Origin of the sequence: Pedobacter sp. 22226 (genome assembly GCF_052045455.1) — a bacterium.
In the GTDB taxonomy this organism is placed as follows: domain Bacteria; phylum Bacteroidota; class Bacteroidia; order Sphingobacteriales; family Sphingobacteriaceae; genus Pedobacter; species Pedobacter jeongneungensis.
Genome location: NZ_JBQEPB010000005.1, coordinates 274,916 through 300,143, shown reverse-complemented (window position 1 = coordinate 300,143; position 25,228 = coordinate 274,916). Strand labels below are relative to the sequence as shown.

At 39.7% G+C, this 25,228-nt stretch carries 12 protein-coding genes; 9 read left to right on the top strand and 3 right to left on the bottom strand.

What is annotated here, in order from left to right; genetic code table 11:
* Positions 1 to 412: 412 nt before the first annotated feature.
* The 7 genes from ACTJKC_RS13410 (at position 413) to ACTJKC_RS13380 (ending at position 11,030) form a co-directional block, all read left to right on the top strand.
* Positions 413 to 3,412, top strand: coding sequence for a two-component regulator propeller domain-containing protein (locus ACTJKC_RS13410; RefSeq protein WP_440792600.1), 3,000 nt, complete (start codon positions 413 to 415; stop codon positions 3,410 to 3,412).
* Positions 3,405 to 4,052, top strand: a complete 648-nt coding sequence (locus tag ACTJKC_RS13405) for a response regulator transcription factor (RefSeq protein ID WP_344852873.1) — start codon at positions 3,405 to 3,407, stop codon at positions 4,050 to 4,052. The genes ACTJKC_RS13410 and ACTJKC_RS13405 overlap by 8 nt, the downstream gene beginning before the upstream one ends.
* Positions 4,053 to 4,238: 186 nt before the next feature.
* Entirely contained in the window at positions 4,239 to 4,730 is a 492-nt protein-coding gene (locus tag ACTJKC_RS13400) for a T9SS type A sorting domain-containing protein (RefSeq protein ID WP_344852872.1), read from the top strand.
* A gap of 30 nt (positions 4,731 to 4,760) precedes the next feature.
* Positions 4,761 to 5,903, top strand: a complete 1,143-nt coding sequence (porV, locus tag ACTJKC_RS13395; RefSeq protein WP_440792597.1) for a type IX secretion system outer membrane channel protein PorV — start codon at positions 4,761 to 4,763, stop codon at positions 5,901 to 5,903.
* A gap of 29 nt (positions 5,904 to 5,932) precedes the next feature.
* A complete protein-coding gene (locus tag ACTJKC_RS13390) occupies positions 5,933 to 6,277 on the top strand; it encodes a hypothetical protein (protein WP_440792595.1) in 345 nt (114 codons plus the stop codon).
* A gap of 38 nt (positions 6,278 to 6,315) precedes the next feature.
* Positions 6,316 to 9,471 (top strand): beta strand repeat-containing protein, encoded by a 3,156-nt coding sequence (locus ACTJKC_RS13385; protein ID WP_440792593.1) that lies wholly within the window; start codon positions 6,316 to 6,318, stop codon positions 9,469 to 9,471.
* A 395-nt stretch (positions 9,472 to 9,866) separates the two neighbouring features.
* Positions 9,867 to 11,030 carry a hypothetical protein gene (locus ACTJKC_RS13380; RefSeq protein WP_440792591.1) on the top strand — a complete coding sequence of 388 codons (1,164 nt, stop codon included), beginning with the start codon at positions 9,867 to 9,869 and terminating at the stop codon, positions 11,028 to 11,030.
* A gap of 453 nt (positions 11,031 to 11,483) precedes the next feature.
* Here ACTJKC_RS13380 and ACTJKC_RS13375 read toward each other — a convergent pair whose 3' ends face one another.
* From ACTJKC_RS13375 to ACTJKC_RS13365, 3 genes are all read right to left on the bottom strand, one after another.
* Positions 11,484 to 14,360, bottom strand: coding sequence for a DNA gyrase/topoisomerase IV subunit A (locus ACTJKC_RS13375; protein ID WP_440792589.1), 2,877 nt, complete (start codon positions 14,358 to 14,360; stop codon positions 11,484 to 11,486).
* Between the two features lie 1,006 nt (positions 14,361 to 15,366).
* Positions 15,367 to 17,049 carry a PNGase F N-terminal domain-containing protein gene (locus ACTJKC_RS13370; RefSeq protein WP_440792587.1) on the bottom strand — a complete coding sequence of 561 codons (1,683 nt, stop codon included), beginning with the start codon at positions 17,047 to 17,049 and terminating at the stop codon, positions 15,367 to 15,369.
* A 251-nt stretch (positions 17,050 to 17,300) separates the two neighbouring features.
* Positions 17,301 to 17,789, bottom strand: coding sequence for a cytidine deaminase (locus ACTJKC_RS13365; protein WP_440792585.1), 489 nt, complete (start codon positions 17,787 to 17,789; stop codon positions 17,301 to 17,303).
* 148 nt (positions 17,790 to 17,937) lie between these two features.
* Between ACTJKC_RS13365 and ACTJKC_RS13360 the strand changes: the two genes are divergently transcribed.
* Both ACTJKC_RS13360 and tamL read left to right on the top strand, forming a co-directional pair.
* On the top strand, positions 17,938 to 22,926 hold the full coding sequence (locus ACTJKC_RS13360; RefSeq protein WP_440792583.1) for a translocation/assembly module TamB domain-containing protein: 4,989 nt from the start codon (positions 17,938 to 17,940) through the stop codon (positions 22,924 to 22,926).
* Complete coding sequence (gene tamL, locus ACTJKC_RS13355) at positions 22,910 to 25,225, top strand: translocation and assembly module lipoprotein TamL (protein WP_440792581.1); 2,316 nt, start codon at positions 22,910 to 22,912, stop codon at positions 25,223 to 25,225. Before ACTJKC_RS13360 ends, tamL begins: the two co-directional genes overlap by 17 nt.
* Positions 25,226 to 25,228: the final 3 nt, after the last annotated feature.

The window sequence follows — 25,228 nt, the reverse complement described above, 5'->3', positions numbered from 1 at the left end:
AACAGCTCGGTAATTTAACCTCTTCCTACGGCAGCATTATCTGCATCAGGTTCATTAGAAGGTATAGGGTGTAGGGTTAAAGGTGTAAGGTTAAACCTTCTACCTTAAGTCTTTTGCCTTAAGCCTCTAAATGGGTATAATCTCAGCAAATTGATGGCAACAGAAATTGCAACATCAAAAAGCACCCCTTTGAGCATTGCAAATATAGTCTTTTTTAATTTAAGGGTATTTTTAAGTCTTTTTATCCCTCATCATCTCATAATATGCTTATTATCAGCAAATATTAAACAGGCAAAATATATTTTTTTATATATTTAAAATCTAAATCATCCCATCTTAACATCCCATGTGCCTTATTAACCATTTTTTATGTGTTAGTTTATTAAAAAGGATATCTGGCATTTTCTGTTTTTTGTTATTATGCCTATCGGTTTCTGCGCAAACCAAACCCACATTATTATTTAAACACCTTACGCTGGAAAATGGCCTGAGCGACCCCACCATACAAGCACTCCACGTTGATAAAGATGGTTTTTTATGGATGGGTACCGAAAATGGAATAAACCGTTTTGATGGCAAAACCTGCATTACCTACAAAAACAAAAATAACCTTGCGGCTTTCCCGGGCAATTACATAACCAATATTATAGAAGATAAAAATGGCGATTTAATCATCGGTTCGCAAAGTAACCTGGCAAAGTACAACAGGAGGCAGGATAATTTCACACTTTATCATTTCAAAAAGGATGTTAAACTGAGCGACAATTATTACACCTTTCCTTTTTATATCGACAAACAGGAGGATCTTTGGGTTTATCTGGCGGGCAATGTTTATAAATACAGGAAGAAAGACGGTACGGCCAAATACATCACCACTTATTCTAACGGATATATTTTTACACCAGTTTCATTTTACAATAAGCTTGATTGGTTTATCAGCAGAGGAGTAAAAGGCATATACATCTATAAAACAGATGATGTAAAAGAACAGCATGTTCAGGAGTTTTTTATGAACAGCAACAATACGGCACTTAACAGTCACATTGCCGATGTTTATGTGGCATCAGATAGTCTGCTCTGGTTAGCCAGCGATAAGGGATTGATTAAATTAAACCTCAAAACCAAACAGCACAAGTGTTTTAACACTTACAAAACGGGTAAAAATATTGCTGCAACAGCAATAGCGAAATACCCCAATAAACCCTGGCTCCTGATTGGCACAAGAAGCAATGGCTTGCTGTTATTCGATCTGGTTAGCAAAAAATTTATAGCCGATTATACCCACCAATCAGATGATCCGTTTAGTTTATCGGCCAATTACATCAAAAAAATTTACATCGATCAAAAACAGAACCTGTTTTTAAGTATTAATGGTTATGGCCTTGATTATACCAACTTAAATAAGGTTATCTTTTCTCGTTATATAGATAAGGCAGATATTGTTTCTCCCAATTTTGAAAATGATATCAGTGTTATTATAAAACCAGAAAAGGGCGGAATCTGGTGCGGAACAAAAACCTCCGGTTTATTAATCTATAATCAGGATTTAACAAAACCATTAAAACATGAATTTTTAAAACTCGGTATCTCTCAACTTCTAGAATTAAATAACGGCAATATTTTAACCGGGCTTTCTAATGGCTTTTTCTTTGTTTACGATGCTAAGAAAGCAAGTTTTAATCAGTTAAAAACAAGCTTTTCTGAAAAAATGAACGGAAAAGTGCAGATTAACCAAATTTTAAAAATCGGAGAAAATTTATTCGCGGCTACGGAATACGGTATCGCCAGGGTTATTTTTAAAGCAAATAACGTTTTATATTTCGATATGGATCAGGGTATTAACAACGCTATATCATGGCCAAATATCCAAACCATCGTTCCTGTTACACCAGATAAGGTTATTATCCAATCTTATTATACATCATTATACCTTGCCGATTTAAAAGACGGGAAATTTATTTTTAACAAGGAAATTGCAAGATCGCCTTACGGCATAAACGGAAGCATCCATATTGGCGAAAGGATATACCTTGCTACTACATCGGGGCTTTTAACATTCAACTGCCAATCGGACAGCATTGAGAACGTCAGTTTAATTGATGCGAATTGCAGCAGTGTACTGGCGGACGGGCATGGCAACCTTTGGGTGGGCACCAACAACGGATTGTACATTTATAACCTCGCTACCTATAACCAAACCCGATACAGCATAGGCGATGGCCTGCAGAGTATGGTTTTTAATCCCAATGCGGCTGTGGCACTAAGGAATAAATTATTGGCATTTGGCGGAATCAACGGTATTAATATTATCGATCCTGTTAAATCGAATGTGTACACCAGCCGTTCTAAACCACAGATTACGGAGATCCTGATCAACGATCAGGTGCGGCCGGATATTGGCAACCCGATAACGACCCGCAGTTTAAAACTTCAGCACAACGAAAACACAATAACCATTGCTTTTAGCACGATGGATTTTATTGACCCAACGCAAAGAAAAATTGTTTACCAGATGATTGGTTACGATAACAAAAAAGTGAGCGTTTTCGGGAGCAACAGCATCCGTTTCCCCAATATGCCATCGGGAAAATTTAAACTCATAATAACTGATGTTTACAGCAATGAAAAAACGGTTCTGCCTATTTTTATCAATGCCCCTTTCTGGCAAAAAACCTGGTTTATTATTCTTGGTATTGTCATTTTAACCATTATTTCTTTAATCGCCTTATTTATTTATTTAAAATGGGTTAAACACCTGCAGGTGGTACAATTACGGCAGATGATCAATTTCCAAAAGGCCGACCGCAAAAGGATTGCCGACGACCTGCACGATGAACTGGGCTTAAAACTCTCTACCCTAAAACATTACCTTCTGGCAGGCGATATTAATAAAATGATTGACGGTGGCGAACTGCGCAAATTATCGGCAGAATATATCGATTCTTCTGTAAACGTCCTGAGAAATACATTGATCAATTTAAGTCCTCAAACCCTTGATGAAAATGGATTAGTAACTGCTATGGAAGATCTTACAGATAGCATTAACAAAATGGGGATCATTAACATCCATTTTGATCATTCGGGTTTTACCGTTGTCCTTAAAAGCACTCCTGAATATGCCATTTACCGGATCTGTCAGGAATTGATTAATAATACGATTAAACATGCCGCTGCTAAAAACATTTATATCGTAATCATTAACCGCCACGAAAGGCTGATTTTACTTTATGAAGATGATGGGAAAGGATACGACCATAACGCGGTTAAACGAGGTTACGGCCTGTTTAATATTGAGGCGCTTATTAAAGCCATAAGGGCCGAACTAGACATTGACACAGCAATGGGAAAAGGTGTTGCGGTAACCATTTCGATTAACCTGAAAAGAATTTTAAAACCAAAAGTTAATGATTAAGATATTAATTGCAGATGATCATAATGTGCTGATTAACGGACTGAAGCTTATTTTGGCCGTTAGAAGTGATTTCAAGGTAATTGCAGTTGCCAACAATGGTGCTGAAGTAATCGATCTTGTTAAAAATGAACGCCCCGATGTGGTTTTACTGGATATTAACATGCCGGTTTTAAATGGTTATCAAACCCTGGGAATTTTAAAGTCAGAATATCCGGATATTAAGGTGATTATTCTTTCAATGCTTAATGATAAAAGAAATGTACTGAATATGCTCGAAGCAGGTGCAAAAGGATATTTATTTAAGGATACAGACGACAAACATCTTTTTAAGGCTATTGATTGTATTTATAATGGTGAATATTATGTATCTGAAAGCCTCCGGAACATCCTTGAAGAGTTTTTATTAAGCAATAAGTATCAGGATAAAAAAAATAAACACCTTCTCTCCTCCCGCGAACTGGAAATTGTGAGTCTGATTATTGATGGCAATACCAATGCAGAAATTGCCGACCTGCTTTTTTTAAGCACCAGAACGGTAGATACGCACCGTAAAAACATCTTTTATAAACTCAGTTTAAACAATACTGCATCGCTTGTTAAGTATGCTTTAGAGAACAAGGCCTACCTCGGTTTACATTAATTTCTGTTCATTCATGTTCATTTAAAAAATACCGTAAAAAGCGTATTGAAATAACAGATTGCTTTCTGTCAATTTGTAATGATCATCCATTAATGCTCATTCCTTAATATCCAGGAAGAAGAATATTGTGGTTGAAATATAGAATGCTAATTCTATAAACCATTACAAACAAACTTCCTGCGCTCTATGAAAAAGGTATTTTTACTTTCTTTAATTTTTTTTCTGTGCCTGTTTAAATCTTATGGCCAGGCTACCCTTACCCGTAGTGTAGTGGCCAGCACAGGTTCAAGCGCACAGGTTGGAGCTACTTTAGTGCAGTTTACTGTTGGCGAAGTAGCAACCTTAACGCTGCAAAGTGCTGGTATTGTGCTTACGCAGGGTTTTCAGCAGCCAGAAATTATAGCCTCCAACTTTATCCCAAATGCCGTTGGCAACATGAGGGTATATCCTAACCCTGCTGTTGGAAAAACCAAAGTAGATTTTGATTTATTGACTGATGGCAAAGTGGTGATTAACCTGGTAAACAATGCAGGGCAAATTGTGCATTCGAGCTCGGTTACCAGTCTGGCAGGCAAAATAGAATATGTAATACCATTAAACGGACTGGCATCTGGTGTGTACCACGTGGTACTTTATGTTAATTACCGGACATTTTCTGAAAAGCTCATCATACAATAAACCTAACTGCTAACTATCTAAAATACATCAATGAAAACGCTTATCAAAACTGCATACATTGTACTGATTTTGCTTTGCTCGGTCAATTACGCAAAGGCACAGCTTCAAAATCAATACAGTACGGTAACCACTGGTGCGGCCTTTTTATTAATTAGTCCCGATGCGAGGAACTCGGGTGTAGGAGAAGCAGGAACAGGCCTAACCAGCGATGCAAATTCTAATTTTATTAACGGGGCAAAACTCTCTTTCGCCAATAAAACAGGTATAAGTGTTTCATACGTGCCGTGGATGAGAGAGATTGACAAAAGCCTGCACCTCGGTAATTTAAACGCTTACCATCAGTTAAATGATAAAGAGGTAATTGGTGTTTCTTTAAGGTATTTTGATCAGGGAAGCATCAATTTCCGCGATGAAAACGGCAGACTACTACAATCATACAATGCCAATGAGTTTGCGATAGACGGAACCTATTCCAGAAAGTTCGGAAATAATTTTGCCATTGCATTAACCGGCCGTTTCATCAGAAGCGATTTAGGTAACGGCACGTTTAACGGTTTACAGGTAAACCCGGTTAATGCCTACTCTGCCGACATTAGTGTTTATTCTGAAAAAACATTGAACAACTCGCGCTATGCCTGGGGAGTAAGTTTAACCAATGTGGGTACCAAATTAAAATATTCTTCAGCATCATCAGGCGAATCATTTCTACCTATGAATTTACGCATTGGCGGCGGGTACACCTTGTTAAGAAACCAATCGAACAGCCTTACTTTTCTGGTTGATATCAACAAACTGATGGTGCCTTCGCCCCCCAGGTATAAACTGGATGCAAACGGCATTGCAACAAACGAAATTGAAAAAGGAAAAGACCCGGCCAGAAGTGTACCAAGTGCCTTATTCACATCACTTTTTGATGCACCAGGTGGTTTTAAAGAAGAAATATCAGAATTTACCATTGCCGGCGGGATGGAGTTTGCCTACCTGAACCAGTTTTTTCTCCGCACCGGATATTTTTACGAAGACCCTGAAAAGGGCAACAGGCAGCATGTTTCTGTTGGCCTTGGACTGAAAGTAAAACCTTTCCAGTTTGATATGAGCTACATCGCGCCAACAGCAAGGCGGTATGTGCTTAAAAACGGAATCAAATTTACCTTAAGCTATGCCATTGATTAATACTAAACCCTACTAAACAACCTATAAAAATGAAAAAATTATTTTTCCTGGCAATACTGATCGTTATTGGTATTGCAAATGTAAAGGCTCAGAAATCAACCATTAACACTTTATTCCCTAATAAAGAGACCGAAATTGCGGCTCAAAAGCAGAAGGAAGATGTTGCTAAAAAAGATGTTGCTACACCTACAAAACAAAGGTTGTTTCAGAATTATACCCAGGGCGCACAGAGGACATCTTTTTCTGCCGCAAAAAGGAAAGCGGTAAGCAATACCAAAACGGTTTCCGAATCAGAAATTAAAGTTGATAAAACCGAACCAAAAGCAGAGGTTAAACAACCGCCTATGCAACAGGAAACCAGTACAAAACAGTAAAACATACATCTAATACCTCTTTACTTAAATTATTCAACATGAAAAAGTTTACGCTCATAGTTGCGGTTACCCTTCTCTTTTTTGGGAAATTATTTGCCCAAAGTGGATTAACAGGAATAAACTATCAGGCAGTTGCCCGCAATAACGATGGAACCGTACTTGCCAGACAAAATGTGAAGGTGAGGATTTCGATACTTGGAGCAAGTGCCAACGGCCCTGTTCAATATCAGGAAAGCCATGATCTTACCACAAACACGTTAGGTCTTTTTACCTTACAAATTGGTAAAGGAAGCCCATCAACAGGAACTTTAACAGGTGTGCCCTGGCAAAATGCAAATCAGTATTTAAAGGTAGAACTGGCCATTGGTGGTGGTGCTTTTACTGATTTGGGCGCAACACAATTAATGAGTGTACCTTTTGCCTTATATGCAGCTTCAGGTAACCCCGGTCCTGCAGGTGCAACAGGCCCTGCCGGTCCAACCGGAGCAGCCGGCCCAATTGGCCCTCAGGGATTGGTAGGTCCAGCAGGTGCAACAGGACCGGTAGGCCCGATTGGTGCAACCGGCCCAACAGGCGCAACCGGCGCTATAGGTCCGGTAGGTCCTGCCGGTGTACAGGGACCAATCGGATTAACAGGTGCTGCAGGCCCGATCGGTCCGCAAGGATTGGTAGGCCCTACAGGTGCAACTGGTCCTGCAGGTGCTATTGGCGCAACCGGTCCCGCAGGAGCTACAGGTGCTATCGGCCCGGTAGGTCCCGCCGGAGCACAAGGTCCGGTGGGTCCGGTTGGTGCAACAGGAGCAATAGGTCCTGCAGGCCCTGCTGGTGTTCAGGGTACTCAGGGGCCGGTAGGTGCAACCGGTCCTGCCGGTCCAATCGGCCCCATTGGTCCTGCAGGCACATTAACTGGAGTTGCAGGTGGCGATTTAAGCGGAAACTATCCTAATCCGGTTGTAGAAGGCCTGCAGAATGTTGCTATTGCAGCTACAGCGCCAACCAACGGACAGGTTTTAAAATATAACGGAACTACATGGGCGCCCGGAACAGATGCCGGCGGTTCGTTAACGCTTCCGTTTGTGGCTACAGAAAATTCAGCGCCTACATTATTTTCGATCACCAACAATGGTGATGGAACATCAGTTGAAGGTATAAATAACACCACATCATCCAGCATTGCTGCGGTGAGGGGAATTGTAAGTTCGACTGCACCTGGTGGTTTTTCTTCAGCTTTGCGTGGTATTAATAATGGTACGGGTGGTTTAGGCATCGGCGTGTGGGGAAGTCATAACGGAAGCGGATGGGGTGTTTATGGGGTAACACCTAACGGCCTGGGCGTTTATGGTAACGCGAGTGCCGCAGGAACCGGTGTATATGCCAATAGCAATACCGGAACAGGATTAACTGCAACTTCTACCAATGGAATTGCTGCCAGCATTTCTGTTTTTAATAATTCAAATACAAGCAATGTATTAAATGTAAATACAGTTGGAAATGGAACAGTAATTAATGCTTCAACAACAGGCAATGGCATCGGGGTAAAAAGCTCTACTGGTAGTGGTTTGGCCATAAACGGGATTACAAGTGCGCAAACTTCAGCTGGTGTTCTGGGTCAGAATACAGGTGGAGGAGAGGCTGTTGTTGGTTTAACCACCAGTGATATCGCCGGAGCTGTAGTTGGCCGTAACGATGGCGGTGGATACGGTGTTCGCGGCTTTATAGCCACTAATACTACAGGCACTGGTGTGGGTGTGCAGGGCGAAGTAGGAAACAGCGGAAGTAAAGGTTTAGCCGGCCGCTTCATTAACACCAATGCAGCAAATACAGATGTCAATACTTTTGAGGTAAACTCTAACGGTAATGGAAATATCCCCGATAATACGCTTGGTAATGCAGCTTCATTTAAGATCGATAACACCAACAGTGTTGGTGCTGCCGTTCGCGGAGAGGTAAATACCATTTTCGGAAACTTTGGTGCATCGGGTATTTTTGGTGTATCATCCGGAACCGGAGGCAGGGCAGGTTTATTTTATGCCTCCAACCCTGCGGGTAACGGTGCAGCACTTATTGCTTTAACCGATGGTAATGGCAATGCAATTACGGCTAATGCGGGTAAAAACGGTAATGCTGTAGAAGCCAATGTTGATGGTACAGGAGATGCGGTATATGGCTGGGCGCCCTCATTTAGTACAGGGCGTGCGGCTCATTTTGAAAACTTTAACACAGCTAATACAAGTGATGCTTTAACCGTTAAAACTGTTGGTAATGGTACAGCGGGTAATTTTAAAGTAGATAATACCCAGGGCACTTCTGCTGCTGTTAAAGGTGAGGTAAATTCTATTTTTGCAAACTTTGGTACAGCCGGAGTTTATGGATTATCATCCGGAACGGGTGGTTATGGCGGGTTGTTTTATTCATCAAATGCTGGTGGAAACGGACCTGCACTTATTGCACTTACTGAAGGTAATGGTAATGGAATTACCGCAAATGCAGGTAAAAACGGCAATGGTATTGAAGCCAATAATGATGGAACCGGAAATGCAGTATACGGCTGGACACCTAATTTCGGAACCGGAAGGGCTGGCCGTTTTGCAAATTTCAATACTGCTAATGGTAATCCAACGCTTCATGTATCTGATGCCGGTACAGGCACAACCATATTGGCTAACCATACTGGCGCATCAGGAGATGTTTTTATTGGTCAAAGCTCGGGTGCCAATGTTATTAGGATCAACAAAGCCGGAAAGGGATTCTTTAATGGCGGTACACAAACCGGAGGTGCCGATTTAGCCGAAGCATTTGATGTAAACGGAGAAACAAAAGATTTTGAACCAGGAGATATCCTTATTATTTCTACCGGTAAAGACAGAACGGTAGAGAAATCAAATGGTGCTTACTCTAATCTGGTAGCTGGTGTTTACGCCACTAAACCCGGAGTTTTGTTAACAGAAGAAAACATTGATTCGGAACTTGTTGGCAAAGTGCCTATGGGCGTAATCGGCGTAATCCCTACTAAGGTTAGTTTAGAAGGCGGAGAAATTAAACGGGGCGATATGCTGGTAACCTCATCAACAATTGGTGTAGCCATGAAAGCCGATTTGAACAGGGTTAAAGTAGGTCAGGTTTTAGGTAAAGCCCTGCAGGATTTTAACCAGCAAACGGTTGGAAAAATCCAGGTATTGGTAAGTATTAAATAACGTTCTACAATTTTTAAGGGAAAAGGCTCCGGATTTACATCCGGGGCCTTTTGTTTTTTGGCGTTGTCCCCCTAAATTCATTTCAGCATCTTTTCCTGCTATTGAGATCCTGAAACAAGTTCAGGATGACGATTTGCGGAAGAAAAGTCGTCATTTCGACTGGAACGCAGTGGAATGCCTGCCCGTACAGGCGGGGAGAAATCTATCTTGAGATAGATTTAGCTATTTGAGTAAAATAAGACAGCAGTCTTTAATATCTAAAACAACCCCAACTGTCCCTTATCATCTGTATTGGTAATTTCTAAATCCACCTTCTTGGCCAGCTTTCCCTAATCATTAGGCAGCACTCTTCTTTTTTCAATTGGTTTGCTCTATATTTATAAAAAGCTAACATCATGAAAATTTCACTCTCACTCTTTCTTTTATTTTTCTGTCCCTCCATCTTATTTGCTCAAAAATTAAATTACAGCGCTTCTTTGCAAAAAGCTTTGCTATCAGCACATTATTTAAAAAAGGATGTTTTGATAATCTTGAATTCAGAAAACACAAATAATGAAAAAGAAAATCCACTTTTTAGCGATCAGGAAATCATTAATAAAATAAATCTTCATTTTGTCACTTATAAAACAAATTATGGTGATTCTACTTTAAAAGCAATAAATGAGTATTATAATATCGAAAACTGCCCAAACTATCTTTTTTTACATAGTAATATGGAGCTGTTTTACAGAAACTTAGAAGTAGATGCTCCCAAAGAACGATTTGAACAGATATTGAATTATGCAAAAGAAGCCTCACAACAAATAACCATTAAGAAAGCGAAAGAAGATTATCTAAAAGATACTTCAGATGTAACTAAATTAAAACAGTTAATAGATGTACTTAAAAAACAAGGCGTAACAAATAATGCCTATTATATAGAACAATATGCCAAAAAACTAGGCCCGGCTTCTTTTGATGATTATCAAACCGTATTATATATTCTTGAGGCAGGTCCAATAATTAACAGAATCGCTTACAATAAAGCCTTTACAAACAGAACTATTATAGATAGCATTTTTAAAAAAGAATCATCGCAAAAAAGAGGTTTTATCTTAAATGTTATCGCCAACAATACAATGACCAATGCAATAAAAACAATTTGTTTGGCCGATGCTCAGAACATAGCTAATTTTTATAAAAACCAATGGAAAAATAACGAATATAACGGGCAAAAAATTTACAATGAAAAAATGCTTTTTTATTATAATGCTGTTAAAGACACCGCTAACTATTTTGAAATAGCTACCAATCACTACGATAAATATTACATGAGTATTGAAATTGATAGTGTTAGACGATTAAAATTATTAGAAAAAACAGACAGTGCATTACGTTTTAAACCGGGATGGAAAGCCAAATCTTTTCCAAACGGATTGAATGAGGCAGCCTGGAACTTTTATTCATCCGGGACCAGAAATCAGAAACGCCTTTTAAAAGCTGTAAAATGGAGTAAAAGAGCTATTCAGTTAGATCCAAATGCAAATAACTACGATACGCTGGCACATTTATTTTATTAATTAAAAAATTTCAGGAGAGCTATTAAAGCTCAGGAAATTGCAATAAATATTGCAAAAACCAATGGGCTTTCAACAAAGGATTATTCTGAAAGCTTAATGAAAATGAAGTCAAAAACTCTCTAGTTAAGAAATACTATTATATAGATCTCTCCACTGCGGTCGAGATGACGATTATCCTATTTTTTAAATCTGCGCTTCTTTTCTGCGGCATCTGCGGGAACCACATCAATAGTTCCCCGCAGATCTAACAAATTCGAAATACCATACTGAGTTTATTTCAGCATCTTTTCCTGCTATTGAGATCCTGAAAAAAGTTCAGGATGACGATTTGCAGAAAAAAAGTCGTCATTTCGACTGGAACGCAGTAGAATGCCTGCCCGTACAGGCGGGGAGAAATCTATATCGAGATAGATTTAGCCTATTAGAGTAAAATAAGACAGCAGTCTTTAATATCTAAAACAACCCCAACTGCCCTTTATCATCCATATCTATATCTATATCATCCGGATTGGTAATTTCTAAATCAATCTTTTTTACTGGTTTTTCTTCTATTTTATCTTCCGCTTTAGGCGCTTCCTTTTTAACCGGTTCGGGTTTTGGCTTTTCAACCACAGGTTTTTCTGCTGCCTCAGGTTTTTCTACTTTGGCAACAGGCTCTTCTGTACGTTCGAATTTTGGTTTTGGTTTTTCAGCCTCAGGTTTTTCAGTTACCTCCGCCGTAGTTTCAATTTCTGTGGTGCTTTCTTCTGAGGCAATATCTTCCCCATCGGCTGGTCCATCTTCCTCGCCTCCTTCCTCAACAGTTTCTTCAACCTCTTCTTCTATAATTTCCGGTTCTTCGAGTGCTACTTTCTGAATATCATGAGGAGATAATCGGTTCCCGTTTGCCTTTAAGCCTTTAACATCAATGAGCTCTGATAAGATTAAATCTAATGTTTCAGGAATCTGAGTTTTTCCCTTTAACACATCAACAATTACCCTGGCGCCGGGGTTCGAAGTAAGGTACAATAGTTTCGATTTTTGCTCTTCGCTGATGATAATCGTTTTCCGGCCGTTAGCTTGCAGCTCGAACACAAAACGCTTTATAAAATAATTCTGTGCCTTGCCATCAAAATGTACGGCGGCAAAAACCTTTTCAGGATCAAACTTTTCAATCACGATCAGGCCATCATCAAAATGGTTGCTCAGTTCAAAAGAACTTAACTCGTAGTAACCATCTTTATGTACCTGCAAAATGCGGTCGTCGCCATCAAATTCACCCAGGTATTTCCCACGACCATCAACATTCAGGCGTTTCAGCAGGTCATCGTACCAGATTTTTAGTCCTGATAAAGTAGAAACACCTTTACTTTTCAGTACAATTTTCTTCACCGGATACTTCGAAACAATATTTCCCTGCGAGCCACGGCCTTTAATGGCCACTTCTGCAAAATCAAGATCGAATTGCAGTTTGCGCAGCTTAGAGTGCGGTTTCAGGGCAACGTTTACAATTTCGGCCTCACCATTCGGGTTGGCTGTAAAATATAAAACTTTAGATCCTTTCGAACCCTTGGTTAAATCGTATTCCTTATCCCGGGTTACACCAACTACGGCGAATCTTTTAATATATGATGTACCACTGGCGCCATCCTTGTAAACCATGTTATAAATGGTACGCTCATCATTTTTCTTAAATACCTGTGCGTGAATGATGTTTTTACCCACAAAGGTCTTATCGGCCACTTTGGTAATGATGCATTTTCCATCCTCGCGGAAAACAATTACCTCATCAATGTCCGAGCAATCAGCAACATGTATATCTTTCTTTAGTCCCGATCCTGTACCGATAAAACCATCTTCCCTGTTCATGTAGAGTTTCACATTGGCAAGTGCTACTTTCGAAGCCTCTACCCTATCAAACAAACGGATTTCGGTTTTACGTTCCCTGCCTTTTCCATATTTATCTTTCAGCTTCTGGTACCAGGCAATGGCATAATCGGTAAGGTGTTTTAAATGGTTTTTAACCACTTTAATTTCATCTTCCAGATTTTTCATCTGCTCATCAGCCTTTTTCACATCAAAACGGGTGATGCTACTCATCGGCTTATCGATCAGTTTCTTAAAATCCTCCGGCAAAATTTCGCGGTAAAGTGAGGGTTTAAAAGGGTCGAATAAAACATGTAAAACCTCCACAACCTTTTCAAAATTGGTTGAGTTTTCATATTCAGGATTTTTATACATCCCCTCCTGAATAAATATTTTCAATAACGAACTAAAGAAAATCTTTTCCTGCAGTTCATGCAGGCGGATTTCAAGCTCCTTTTTAAGTAAGCTTTTAGTGTGTTTTGTATTTTCAATCAGGATATCGTTTACACTTAAAAAGTGCGGCTTATCTCCCTGAATAATACAGGTATTTGGCGAAATCGATACTTCGCAGGCCGTAAAAGCGTAAAGTGCATCGATGGTTACATCGGGCGAGATGCCCGGTGCCAGGTGCACCACAATTTCTACATTCGCTGCGGTATTATCTTCGATCTTTTTAATCTTGATCTTACCCTTATCATTGGCCGATAAAATACTATCAATTACCGAACCCGTTGTGGTACTAAAAGGAACTTCGGTAATGACCAGCGTTTTCTTATCTTTTTCCGTAATTTTTGCCCGAACACGGATTTTACCTCCCCGCTGCCCTTCATTGTAATTCGAGAAATCGGCCATGCCGCCCGTAAAAAAATCGGGCAATATATTGGGGCGAACACCCTGTAATGCTTCAATTGATGCATCTAACAGCTCGATAAAGTTGTGCGGCATTACTTTGGTGGCCAAACCAACAGCAATACCTTCGGCGCCTTGCGCAAGCAATAAAGGAAACTTAACCGGTAAGGTAATCGGTTCATTGTTACGTCCATCATAACTCAGCTGCCACTCTGTAGTATCCGGATTAAACACCACCTCGTTGGCAAATTTCGATAAACGCGCTTCGATGTAACGCGGTGCTGCAGCGCTATCGCCTGTAACCGGATCGCCCCAGTTACCCTGCATATCGATCAATAAATCTTTCTGCCCGATCTGCACCATCGCATCGCCAATAGAGGCATCACCATGCGGGTGGTACTTCATCGTGTTACCGATTACATTGGCCGCTTTATTAAAACGCCCGTCATCCATCTCCTTAAGCGAGTGCATAATGCGGCGTTGTACAGGTTTTAAACCATCGTGTATGTGCGGAACAGCCCTATCGAGAATTACATAAGACGCATAATCGAGAAACCAGTTTTCGTATAAACCGTTAATTGGGGTTATGGTATGTTTGTGCTCTTCGTTTACGTTTTGATCTAATTCTTCACTCATTTATTTACAAAAATTGGCAGCCGTAAATATAATAAAAATGATTGCACAGTATGAAGAGAGGTTATTCACATTTCGATCCTTCTACAACACTCAAGGATGACAATTTAATAAAACGACCGTCATCTCGACTGGAGCGAAGCGAAATGGAGTGATCTATCCTAATAGTAGTTCCAAGATAGATTTCTCCGCTCCCCAATATTCTGGACAGTTTACGGTCGAAAGGACGATCGGGAGGATACCTCTCTCTAAATTTGTTTGTGTTGATTTGGAAAGCAGGGTTCCGTAAGTTTTATGATGGTTACTTCCGGCTTTCCGATACGATCTTTTTTGCACTCAGCCCTGCGCTCGGGCAGCAAAAAAGGATCTCCTCTCCAATCCGGTTTAGGAAATAGGCTTGTGCTGCTATGGATGGTTGCATAAAAACCATCAACCTTTATGAATTAATAAAAAGTAACAATTGCATATAAACTATTGAGCTTATATTTCTTAAATGTCTTATATGGTAAAATAAGGCGAATAAAAGATCCTTCGCTGCGCTTAGGATGAAAGATTTAATAGAAAAATCGTCATCTCGACTGGAGCGAAGCGAAATGGAGAGATCTATCCTAATAGTAGTTCCAAGATAGATTTCTCCGCTCCCAAATATTCGGGACAGGTTACGGACGAAATGACGATCGGGAGGATACATCTCTCTAAATTTATTTGTGTTGATTTGGAAAGCAGGGTTCCGTAAGTTTTATTAAGTGTTACTTCCGGCTTTCCGATACGATCTTTTTTGCCCACAACCTACGCTCAGCCTGCAAAAAAGGATCTGCTCTGCAATCCGGTTTAGAAAAATAGGTTTGTGGTACTATTTGGGGTTGCATGATGCATAAAATCAACCTTTATAAATTAATAAAAATTAACAATTGCATATAAACTATTGAGCTTATATTGCTTAAATGTCTTATATGGTAAAATAAGGCTAATAAAAGATCCTTCGCTGCGCTTAGGATGACAAAAAAAGTTATTCTGTCCCCAAAAGCACACCCGAAACATTCCAGGCGCTTGAACTGCCTCCTTCAGGTTTACCCATTGGGATGGTTACTTTTATCATGTGCGTACCGGCCTTTAAATCTCCCAGACTGATCCAGTTCGGGTTGGTAACCGTACCCGGACACCAGTTCGATCGGCTTAAATCAGATGAAGATAGCCCGCTTTCGAAATTTCCCGAAGCCGGATTTGATAAACGGTACGATCCGCAGTCCTGCCTCCATGGTGTAAAAGCAAAAGTTTCCTTTTCATCCAGCCAGATCGTATTTTTCTTCGGTACAAACTCATCGCCATTTCCCCAGCCGCCATGTCCGGTGGTAGTGTAACGCAGTTTCGCATCCTTTAAATCTTTAGCTAAAGTGAAAGAAACTTCCAAACCTTTTTCGCTGCTAAACATGGTTGCATATTCCTGTCCGGCCATTTCCATTACATTGGTTGAGTTAAACAAAGGTAGAATCACTTCTTTGGCTTCTTTCGGCCTTCCGCCATTGTGTAGCGTAATATTTAACGAAACTTTATGTCCACCTTTATCGTAGTTGCCGATAAAAACAGCTACCCAGACTTCTTTTCCATTCACCAGCGGAAATAACTCCGAAACATCCTGTCTGTAATACACTTTCTCCGCCCAGTTTTTATCCTTTAATTTTAAAGTGTTGTATTTACCCACACCAAAAGGCGTAAAAAAGCGCATCAATTCGATTACAGGATCATAATTAGCCGTAGCTACCACCCCCTGGTATTGCTTCCCGTTCCCGTTATCATAAACAGGCAGTGCCTTAACCGAGTTTTTAAGCGCATCCATCAAACTGATCTGTTTATCTGTTGGAATAATAAACACCGAACCCGTTCTGTCGTAAGCATCACCGTTCGATTGCTCCGTTAAATCAACAAAAACATTTGGGTTGGCCAGTTCAGGGAATTTTACCTTTCTGGCGATTACCGTACCTCCCGCAAAGCGAAAAATAGAATCGTTTGATTGTGGTTTATCTATAAAGTTAATCTGTTCATTATTGAAAACGTTTAAGGTGGTAAACCTGCTTTTCCAAAGGAGGTCTTTATAAGTTAAACCATCTCTTAGTTTCGAAGTAATTTTTTCAAGGTCAATTGGTTGTGCCTTTTTAACCCCTTCAATTTTTGTAGCGGTTACATAACTATTGCCATTACGCACCTGCTCTAAAACCAGCCCCAGGCCTTGGCCTAAACTCGTTGGCGCCGCTTTTATACCTGCATCGGTAGTGTACCATAAATCGATCCGGTTAGAATTGACCACTGTTGTTGCCCTTTTGCAGGTATAACCCAAAATCACTTTGGTTTCAGTACCAAACTCAAAAACCTGTTTTGCAATTGCAGCGCTATCGGCAGTGGCAATCTGGTTGTTTACACCTAAATCTGCCAGTTGAAATAAAATATTTTCGGGTTTGGTTACGATGCTTTGCTCATAAGGATATTTCGCCTTACGATCAAGAATAGACGCATTACTGATTAAGTTTTGCTTTGCTGAAACAATCACCACTGCAGGATTCCGATCGTCCTTTGGTTTCCCATTAGCCGAACGGAAATAAGTGATTTTATAAACTGCGTTACTTTTAAGTACCGACTGAGCGCATGCACCGAAAGAAATAAAAACGGAAAGCGTAAAAATGTAGAGATGCTTCATTGTGGTTAAAAAACCAAATATAGAAAATAAGTCGGAGGTCCGGGGTCGGAGGACGGAATTAGACGTCAATAAAAGCGTCGTCATCTCCAGACCAGAACGTTCCGAATATTCGGTAGAGAGATCTATCCCGAGATAGATTTTGCTTCGCAGAGCCTTCGGGTTCTCGACTCCGTTGCACTCCGCTCGAAATGACGGTAAGGAGATTTTCGCAATAAAATGAAGGCCATTCATAGGCACGAACCTGCCTCCTACTACCGCTCCAGCCTATCCTCAACAAAAGCAAAAGGCAATAAACTTTTCACACTTGGTACTTTGAGTACTTCGCCGTTTAAACAATAAAAAATCACTTCAATCGGTGCATTTTGCTTACGCTCGAACTCTGCCATAACCTGCAGGCAGCCCCCGCAAGAGGTAATCGGTTTTAAAATTTCAAAATTATCTGTTTGGGCCGTAATGGCCATGCTTTCAATTACTGCATCCGGGTAAGTAGAACCGATACTAAAAAGCGCTACGCGTTCGGCACAAAGCCCTGATGGGTAAGCCAGGTTTTCCTGGTTACTGCCCAGTATGGTTTCGCCCGAAGCCAAGCGGATAGCTGTGCCCACACGAAACCTCGAATAAGGAGAATAAGAACTGGCTAAAGCCTTCTCAGAAAGTTCGCAAAGTGCACGGTCTTCCAATGTTAATTCTCCGATACCGGCATATTGCTCAAAAGATATATTCAGATTTATTGATTTCATTTTTAACTATTTACATCACCGCCTGTGTTAAATTTTTATAGCGGGCGAACAATTTAGTTTATTTTTTGTATTAATTATTAAAAACTGCCTTAAATTTAATTTTAATGGCATGCTTTTGGCATTTAACTGACACCAAACACCCTTAGCTTTGAATAAATACGTACGTAAAAGTCTCAAAATTTTATTGTGGGTAATTGCCTCCATCATCATCCTGGTTGTGGGTGTAGCCCTCTCTTTAAATATTCCTGCCGTTCAGAATTTTGTAAAAGGTAAGGCCATAAACTACCTTAAAAGCAAAACCAAGACAGAAGTAAGTTTAGAAAGCATTAAAATTGCTTTGCCAAAAGATGTAGTCTTAAATAAATTCTACATCGAAGATCGCAAAGGCGATACCTTATTATATGCCGAAAAACTTGCTGTAGACATTAGCTTATTTAAACTGTTGAAAAACACAGTTGAGGTAAATAACATTGAACTAAAAAATGTACGCGCAAATGTGAAGCGTATTAGTCCCGATACAACATTCAACTTCTCTTTTCTGGTAGATGCCTTTGCAAGCGATCAGAAAAAACCGGAGGAAAAAGTAAAGAAAGACACCACCTCTACCTTAAAATTCTCTGTTGATAAAGTTTCGTTCGAAGATATTGGCATTAATTACCGTGATGATGTTGCGGGTAATGATGTGAAACTGTATTTAGGGGCATTTAAAACGAAAATTAAAGATTTCGACCTCGCCAACCAGCATTATGTAATTAAGGAGTTAAGCCTGGTAAATACCTCATTGCGTTATTTACAGCAAAAACCATTGGTTAAATTGGTTCAGCATATTACCAACAGTGTAGATAGTACGCAGAAGGAACAGGGGAAATTACCATTAATTGAAGTGCAAAACTTCGTTTTTAATAACGTAAAGGTAAATTACGACGACCAGATTTCGACCACCAAAGCCATTGCCACGGTAAACGACCTTGGTTTAGCCAACCTGAAAGTAGATTTAACCAACAGCAAATATTCAGTTGATGATGCCCATTTAAACAAATCGAATATCCTTTTTGCTTTTAAACCTGCACCAAGTAACGATTTAAAGAAAGTTAAAGATACGGTGGTTCCTGAAAAATCGCCATTGGGTTTAATCATTAAAAACATTAGCCTGGCCGATAATGATGTACAGTTCGATAACCTGGGCGCAAAACCTGCACCTAAAGGCATGGATTTTAACCACCTTAAAATTAACCAGCTTAATTTGGGTGCCAGCGATGTAAGCTATAGTGCAGCAGGCATAAAAGCCAATGTAAAAAATGGTTCGTTAAAAGAGAAAAGTGGTTTTGTTTTGGATGAACTACGTGGCGACGCGGTGTATAACGATAAACAAATCAAGCTAAGCAATTTCATCCTGAAAACACCAAATACCTCGATAGAAAATGCAACAGAGTTAAATTTTACCTCAATGGAAGATTTAACCAAACATCCTGAGCGTGTAAAACTAAACATTGCCCTTAAAAACACCACCATAGGTTTAAAAGATGCCGGATATTTCAGTAATGCTGTACCTGCGAATTACCGCAACGAAAAAATAAAAATAAATGCAGATGTAAACGGTTATTTAAATAACCTGAATATTCCAAAACTGCAGATTAGCGGACTAAAAAATACACAGATTGATATCAGCGGAAAAGCCAAAGGCCTGCCCGACATCAAGAAAACTTTTCTCGATTTAAACATTAAAAAACTTCATGTTACCAAAGGCGATATTTTAGTGGCGGTACCTAAAAAATCTTTGCCGCCATCAATCGAATTGCCAAATGTAATTGACGCGAAAGGTAATTTTAAAGGCTCCATGACTGATTTCAACACCAACTTAAATATCAATACCGATATGGGTGGTGCCGTGGTGGTTGCCGGCATGAATGGCCCTAAAGGCAGGGAAAGTTATAAGGCAGATATTAATTTAAATAACTTCAACGTAGGCCGCTTATTAAAAATGCAGCCTAAACTGGGCCGTGTTTCTGTTAAGGCCAATATTGCAGGTACAGGGCTCGATCCTAAAAAAATCAATGCCAAATTTAATGCAAGGGTATTAAGTGCTTATTACAATAAATATACCTACCGCAATTTAACCGTTTCCGGTAATTACAGCAACCAGAACATCAGCATTAAAAGCAGCATGCCCGATAGCAACGCTAACTTTAATTTAGATGCCAAAGTAAATCTTGCAGGTAAATATAGTGCCGTAAAAGCCGATTTAAACTTAAAACAGGTAAACCTACAGGCTTTAAATTTTAGCCCTACGGTTTTAAGTGCTGCCGGGGTTGTTAAAGTAGATCTGGCTACTGCAGATGCCGATTATTTAAACGGTTCGGTTGATGTTACCGGCTTGCAACTGGTAAAAGACAAGCAAAAGGTTAACGTAGATACGATTTCGATCCGTGCAAAATCAACCGCTACAGAAAACGAACTGACCTTAAAATCTGAAATATTATCTGCCAAAATCGATGGTAAATACCAGCTGACCAAAGTGGGTAGTGCAATAATCAACGAAATCAATAAATATTATGCTTTTGGTACGGTAACCAAAGTTCCCGATCAGCGTCTAAGATTTTTTGTTCAGGTTTATGATTCCAAACTATTAAAGAACTTTGTACCTGAGCTAACGGTATTTAAGCAATCGCAGTTTTATGGATTAATTGATACACAAAAAGACAGCCTGCAGATTAAAGGTAATTTTCCGCAGGTAGTATATGGCGATTTCAAAGTTGATACCACGGTTTTAAATATCAACAACGATAATAATAAATTAGACTACAGTTTAACTGTTAAAAGCTTTCAAAGTCCATCTATTGCCCTTTTCAATACCGAAGTAAGTGGCGATGCGGCCAATAACAATTTGGGGGTAAACATTTTCTTACGCGACAGGCAGAAAAAAGACAAATATGTTATTGGAGGTAATTTCCAATCGATCAATAAAGATTTTAAATTTACTTTAGATCCTCAGAAGTTACTGCTCGATTATCAAAAATGGGTGGTCTCGCAGGATAATTACATTCAGTTTGGTGCTTCGGGCATATTGGTTAACCAGTTTCAGATCAGTAACAGCGGGCAATCACTTTCCATTAACAGCAACCCTACCCAGCCTAATGCACCATTATCGGTAGAGTTTAAAGATTTCCAATTAGAAACCCTGACTAAATTTGCCGAAACCGATACTACGCTGGTGGGTGGTCGTTTAAACGGAACTGCAAATGTGAAAGATTTAGCATCAACCCCAAAATTTGAGGCAAACTTAACCATCGATCAGTTGCGTTATCAGAAAGATCAGCTGGGTACTTTGCGTTTAGCCGTAAACAACAATACCAAGAATGCTTTTGAGGTAAATGTGGCGTTAACCGGCGTACATGAGTTAAGGGTAAATGGTTTTTATTATACTGCGCCTCAAAGCGCATTGGATCTAACAGTGAATATCGATAAGATCGAAATGAAAAATATCGAAAGTTTATCTGCAGGCCAGCTTAAAAACGGTACCGGTACTTTAACCGGCGCCCTAACCGTTAAAGGTGCTTTAACTGCGCCTAAAATACTGGGCGATTTAACTTTCAATAATGCAGGCATTAAAGTGGCTTATGTAAATTCATATTTCCGCATGCCAAACGAAAAGATTTCATTTACAAATGAAGGCATCAGTTTTAATAACTTCACACTGATTGATTCTTTAAACCAAAAAGCAACCATTAACGGAAAAGTCCTTACCAACGATTTTAAAAATTACCGTTTTGGTTTAGATATCAAAATGAACAATTTCAGGGCAATCAATTCGACTGCAGCTGATAATGATCTCATTTATGGAACGGTATTTTTAACGAGCGACATCAAAGTGCGCGGTGATTTGAACCAGCCTGATGTAAATATGAACATCAGGGTAAACAAAGGTACCAAGTTCTTCTTCGCCTTACCATCAAGCGATCCGGCCATTATAGACCAGGAAGGAATTGTGCAATTTATCGATGCGGATGCCCCGCCATTTAACGGACAAAAAGCTTTAAAAGTAGATAGCGTGAGTAAATCGGCGATGAAGGGAATTAACCTTGTTGCCGCAGTAACCATCGATCCTGAGGCCGAACTGAATGTGGTGGTAGATCCATCAAATGGTGATGCATTAAATATTAAAGGTGAGGCAGATCTTAACGCGACTATGGACCCGAGCGGTAAAATCAGTTTAACAGGCCGTTACGAAATTATTGATGGTTCATACAATCTGTCGGTTGGTCCGCTGGGTAAAAAAGCGTTCAAACTGGTAAAAGGAAGTACCATTATCTGGACAGGCGAGCCTACTTCGGCCAATGTAAATTTAACAGCCCTGTATGAAGTTAATGCTGCCCCTATCGATCTGATTAACGAGCCAGACAATATTCAGGCTAAAACTAAATTGCCTTTCCAGGTTTATTTAATGATGAAAGGCGAGCTGTTAAAACCAATTATCTCTTTCAAACTTGATTTGCCTGAAAACGAACGTGGCGCATTAAACGGAACGGTTTACACCAAGCTGATTAACGTTAACCGCGACGAAAGTGAGTTGAATAAACAGGTTTTTGCCCTATTGGCACTAAACAGGTTTATCGCCAACAATCCTTTCGAAAGTCTGGCAGGCGGTGGCGGCGGTGTTTCTACCCTGGCGAGATCGAGTGTAAGTAAATTATTAACCGAGCAGTTAAACAACCTGGCTTCCGATTTAATTCAGGGTGTAGAATTGAATTTTGGAGTAAATTCTTCAGAAGATTATTCTACCGGCTCCCTGCAACAGAAAACAGATCTTGAAGTTGGATTATCTAAAAAATTATTAAATGACAGGTTGACCGTAACCGTGGGCAGTTCTTTCGCTTTGGAAGGACCACAGGCGCCAGGCGAAAAATCGACAGATATTGGCGGAAACGTAAATGTTGAGTACGCATTATCAGCCGATGGAAGGTACCGCTTAAGGGCTTACCGACGCAACCAGAACGATGTAATTGTACAGGGACAGATTATCGAAACCGGTTTAGGTTTCACCCTTGTGGTAGATTACAATAAATTCAGAGAGATTTTCCAGAAAAAACGCAACAGAAGAAACATTGAACAAAAACCTAAAAATGAGACAACTAATTAGACCAATTTTATTTGTACTGGCCTGCTTAGTTTGGGCTGCATGTAGCTCTACCAAATCGTTAAAGCCGGGACAACATTTATATACAGGTGCTGAAGTAAAGATTAATCCGGATTCGTCGGGTAAAATTGATGATGAAAAACAGGTAAAAAGTGATTTAGAGAGCAAAACAAGACCTCGTCCCAATAAATCTATTTTGGGTATTAAATATAAACTTGGCATTTATAACCTGGCCGGCGAACCCAAAAAACCAAAAGGTTTTAAAAACTGGTTACGCAGGCAGGGGGAGCCACCTGTATTGGTAAGTGAGGTAAAACTGAAATACAATAATGATGTACTAACCAGCTATTTAATTAGCGAGGGATATTTACAGGCCACCGTTACCGGCGATACCGTAGTGAAAGATAAGAAAGGTAAAGCTGTTTATACTGCAGAAACCGGTAACCGTTATAAAATCAATAAAGTAACTTTTCCGCCAGATAGTGGTGCTCTAACCAAAATCATCAATCAGAACAAAGATAAAACCTTACTAAAAGCAGGCGATTATTACGACCTGGATAATTATAAAAACGAGCGCATCAGGATTGATAACGACCTTAAAGAGCAGGGTTATTTCTATTTCAGCCCGGATTACCTGATTATGCAGGTAGATAGTACCATCGGTAAAAATTTGGTAAATGTAACTGTGAAAGTTAAAGATATTGCACCTGATGCCGGATTAAAGCCTTATACCATCAGGAACATCAATGTTTACCCGAACTACACTCTGCGGAGAGATACGATATTAAGAAAATTAAAACCACTGGAATATCACGATTTCAGCATTTATGATGACCGCAATACTTTTAAGCCAAGGTTATTCGACCGTTTGGTTTTCTTTCAGAAAGGAGAAGCTTATAACCGTAAAGACCACAACCAATCGTTAAACAGAATGGTAAATGTAGGTGCTTTCAGGGATGTCAGGGCTGAGTTTTTACCGATTGATAGTTTCAAGAACAACCAATTGGATCTGAATATATACCTTACTCCGCTTAAGAAAAACTCGCTGAGCTTTTCGGTTACCGGTACGAGTAAATCGAATAATTTTGTGGGTTCGGAGGTAAAAGTAACGCAAACTACCAGAAACTTATTCAGGGGCGCAGAACAATTGGATGTGAGCGTTAGTGGTGGTTTTGAAACACAGGTTAGGGGAACGTCTTTAGGCCGTAATTCATTGTCGTTAACGGCTGAAGGAAAGTTAACTTTCCCAAGGTTTATCGTTCCTTTTTACAAACCTAACAGTACAACTGCTTTCATACCAAAAACTATTGCTTCGCTTTCTTACCAGATGCTTAACCGTGGATCGGAATACACCTTAAATGCATTCAAAGGCGAATTTGGATACAATTTTAAAGAAAATCAATATAAAGAGCATAATTTCAATCCCATCTCTGTTAGTTATATTGCTACAGGCTTTCCTAGTGATAAAAAAAGGGACAGTTTATTTGACGCAAACCCGTTGTTAAGAAGTACACTCGAAAACCAGTTTATCATAGGTAGTAATTATAACTTCACCTACACCAACCAAATGGAAACCAACCGCCGTAACAATGTTTATTTCTATGGTGGTTTAGAAACGAGTGGTAATGTTTGGGGATTATTTACACCAACAAATGATAAAGGACAAAAAACTTTATTTAATACACCGCTTACTCAATTTATAAGGGCAGAGGCCGATTTTAGGGATTTCTATAAAATTAACCGCAACCTGATCTGGGCAAACCGCTTAAATCTGGGTTATGGTTATGCTTACGGCAATAGTACATCTTTACCTTTTGTAAGGCAGTTTTTTGCAGGCGGAAGTAACGATATCAGGGCCTTTCCGGCACGTACTTTAGGTCCGGGTACGTACAAGGTTCCGGATAATGCCATTTTTGCTGATCAGGGTGGTGATATTAAGTTAATGCTCAATTCAGAACTTCGTTTTAAGATAGTGAGTGTGCTTTATGGTGCATTATTTGTAGATGCAGGTAATATCTGGCTAAGGAAAGAAGATCTTGGGGAACCAGGCAAACCAGAAACTGCCAGACTTGGATCGGGCTTTAAATTAAAAAATACTTTTAATGAATTGGCTGTAGGTACCGGCGCAGGTTTACGTGTTGATGCTACTATTTTTGTGGTACGTTTAGATGTGGCTTTCCCAGTACGTAAACCTTACCTGCCTGAAGGACAAAGATGGGTGTTTGATGATATTGCCTTTGGCAACAAAGAATGGCGCAGGCAGAATTTAATTTTTAACATTGGGATAGGTTATCCGTTTTAATTT

Bases quoted from the DNA above. Each gene is read 5' to 3' on its own strand.
- ACTJKC_RS13400 (WP_344852872.1), top strand. From the start codon at position 4,239: ATGAAAAAGGTATTTTTACTTTCTTTAATTTTTTTTCTGTGCCTGTTT.
- ACTJKC_RS13380 (WP_440792591.1), top strand. From the start codon at position 9,867: ATGAAAATTTCACTCTCACTCTTTCTTTTATTTTTCTGTCCCTCCATC.
- ACTJKC_RS13385 (WP_440792593.1), top strand. From the start codon at position 6,316: ATGAAAAAGTTTACGCTCATAGTTGCGGTTACCCTTCTCTTTTTTGGG.
- ACTJKC_RS13390 (WP_440792595.1), top strand. From the start codon at position 5,933: ATGAAAAAATTATTTTTCCTGGCAATACTGATCGTTATTGGTATTGCA.
- porV (WP_440792597.1), top strand. From the start codon at position 4,761: ATGAAAACGCTTATCAAAACTGCATACATTGTACTGATTTTGCTTTGC.
- ACTJKC_RS13375 (WP_440792589.1), bottom strand. From the start codon at position 14,360: ATGAGTGAAGAATTAGATCAAAACGTAAACGAAGAGCACAAACATACC.
- ACTJKC_RS13405 (WP_344852873.1), top strand. From the start codon at position 3,405: ATGATTAAGATATTAATTGCAGATGATCATAATGTGCTGATTAACGGA.
- ACTJKC_RS13370 (WP_440792587.1), bottom strand. From the start codon at position 17,049: ATGAAGCATCTCTACATTTTTACGCTTTCCGTTTTTATTTCTTTCGGT.
- ACTJKC_RS13365 (WP_440792585.1), bottom strand. From the start codon at position 17,789: ATGAAATCAATAAATCTGAATATATCTTTTGAGCAATATGCCGGTATC.
- tamL (WP_440792581.1), top strand. From the start codon at position 22,910: ATGAGACAACTAATTAGACCAATTTTATTTGTACTGGCCTGCTTAGTT.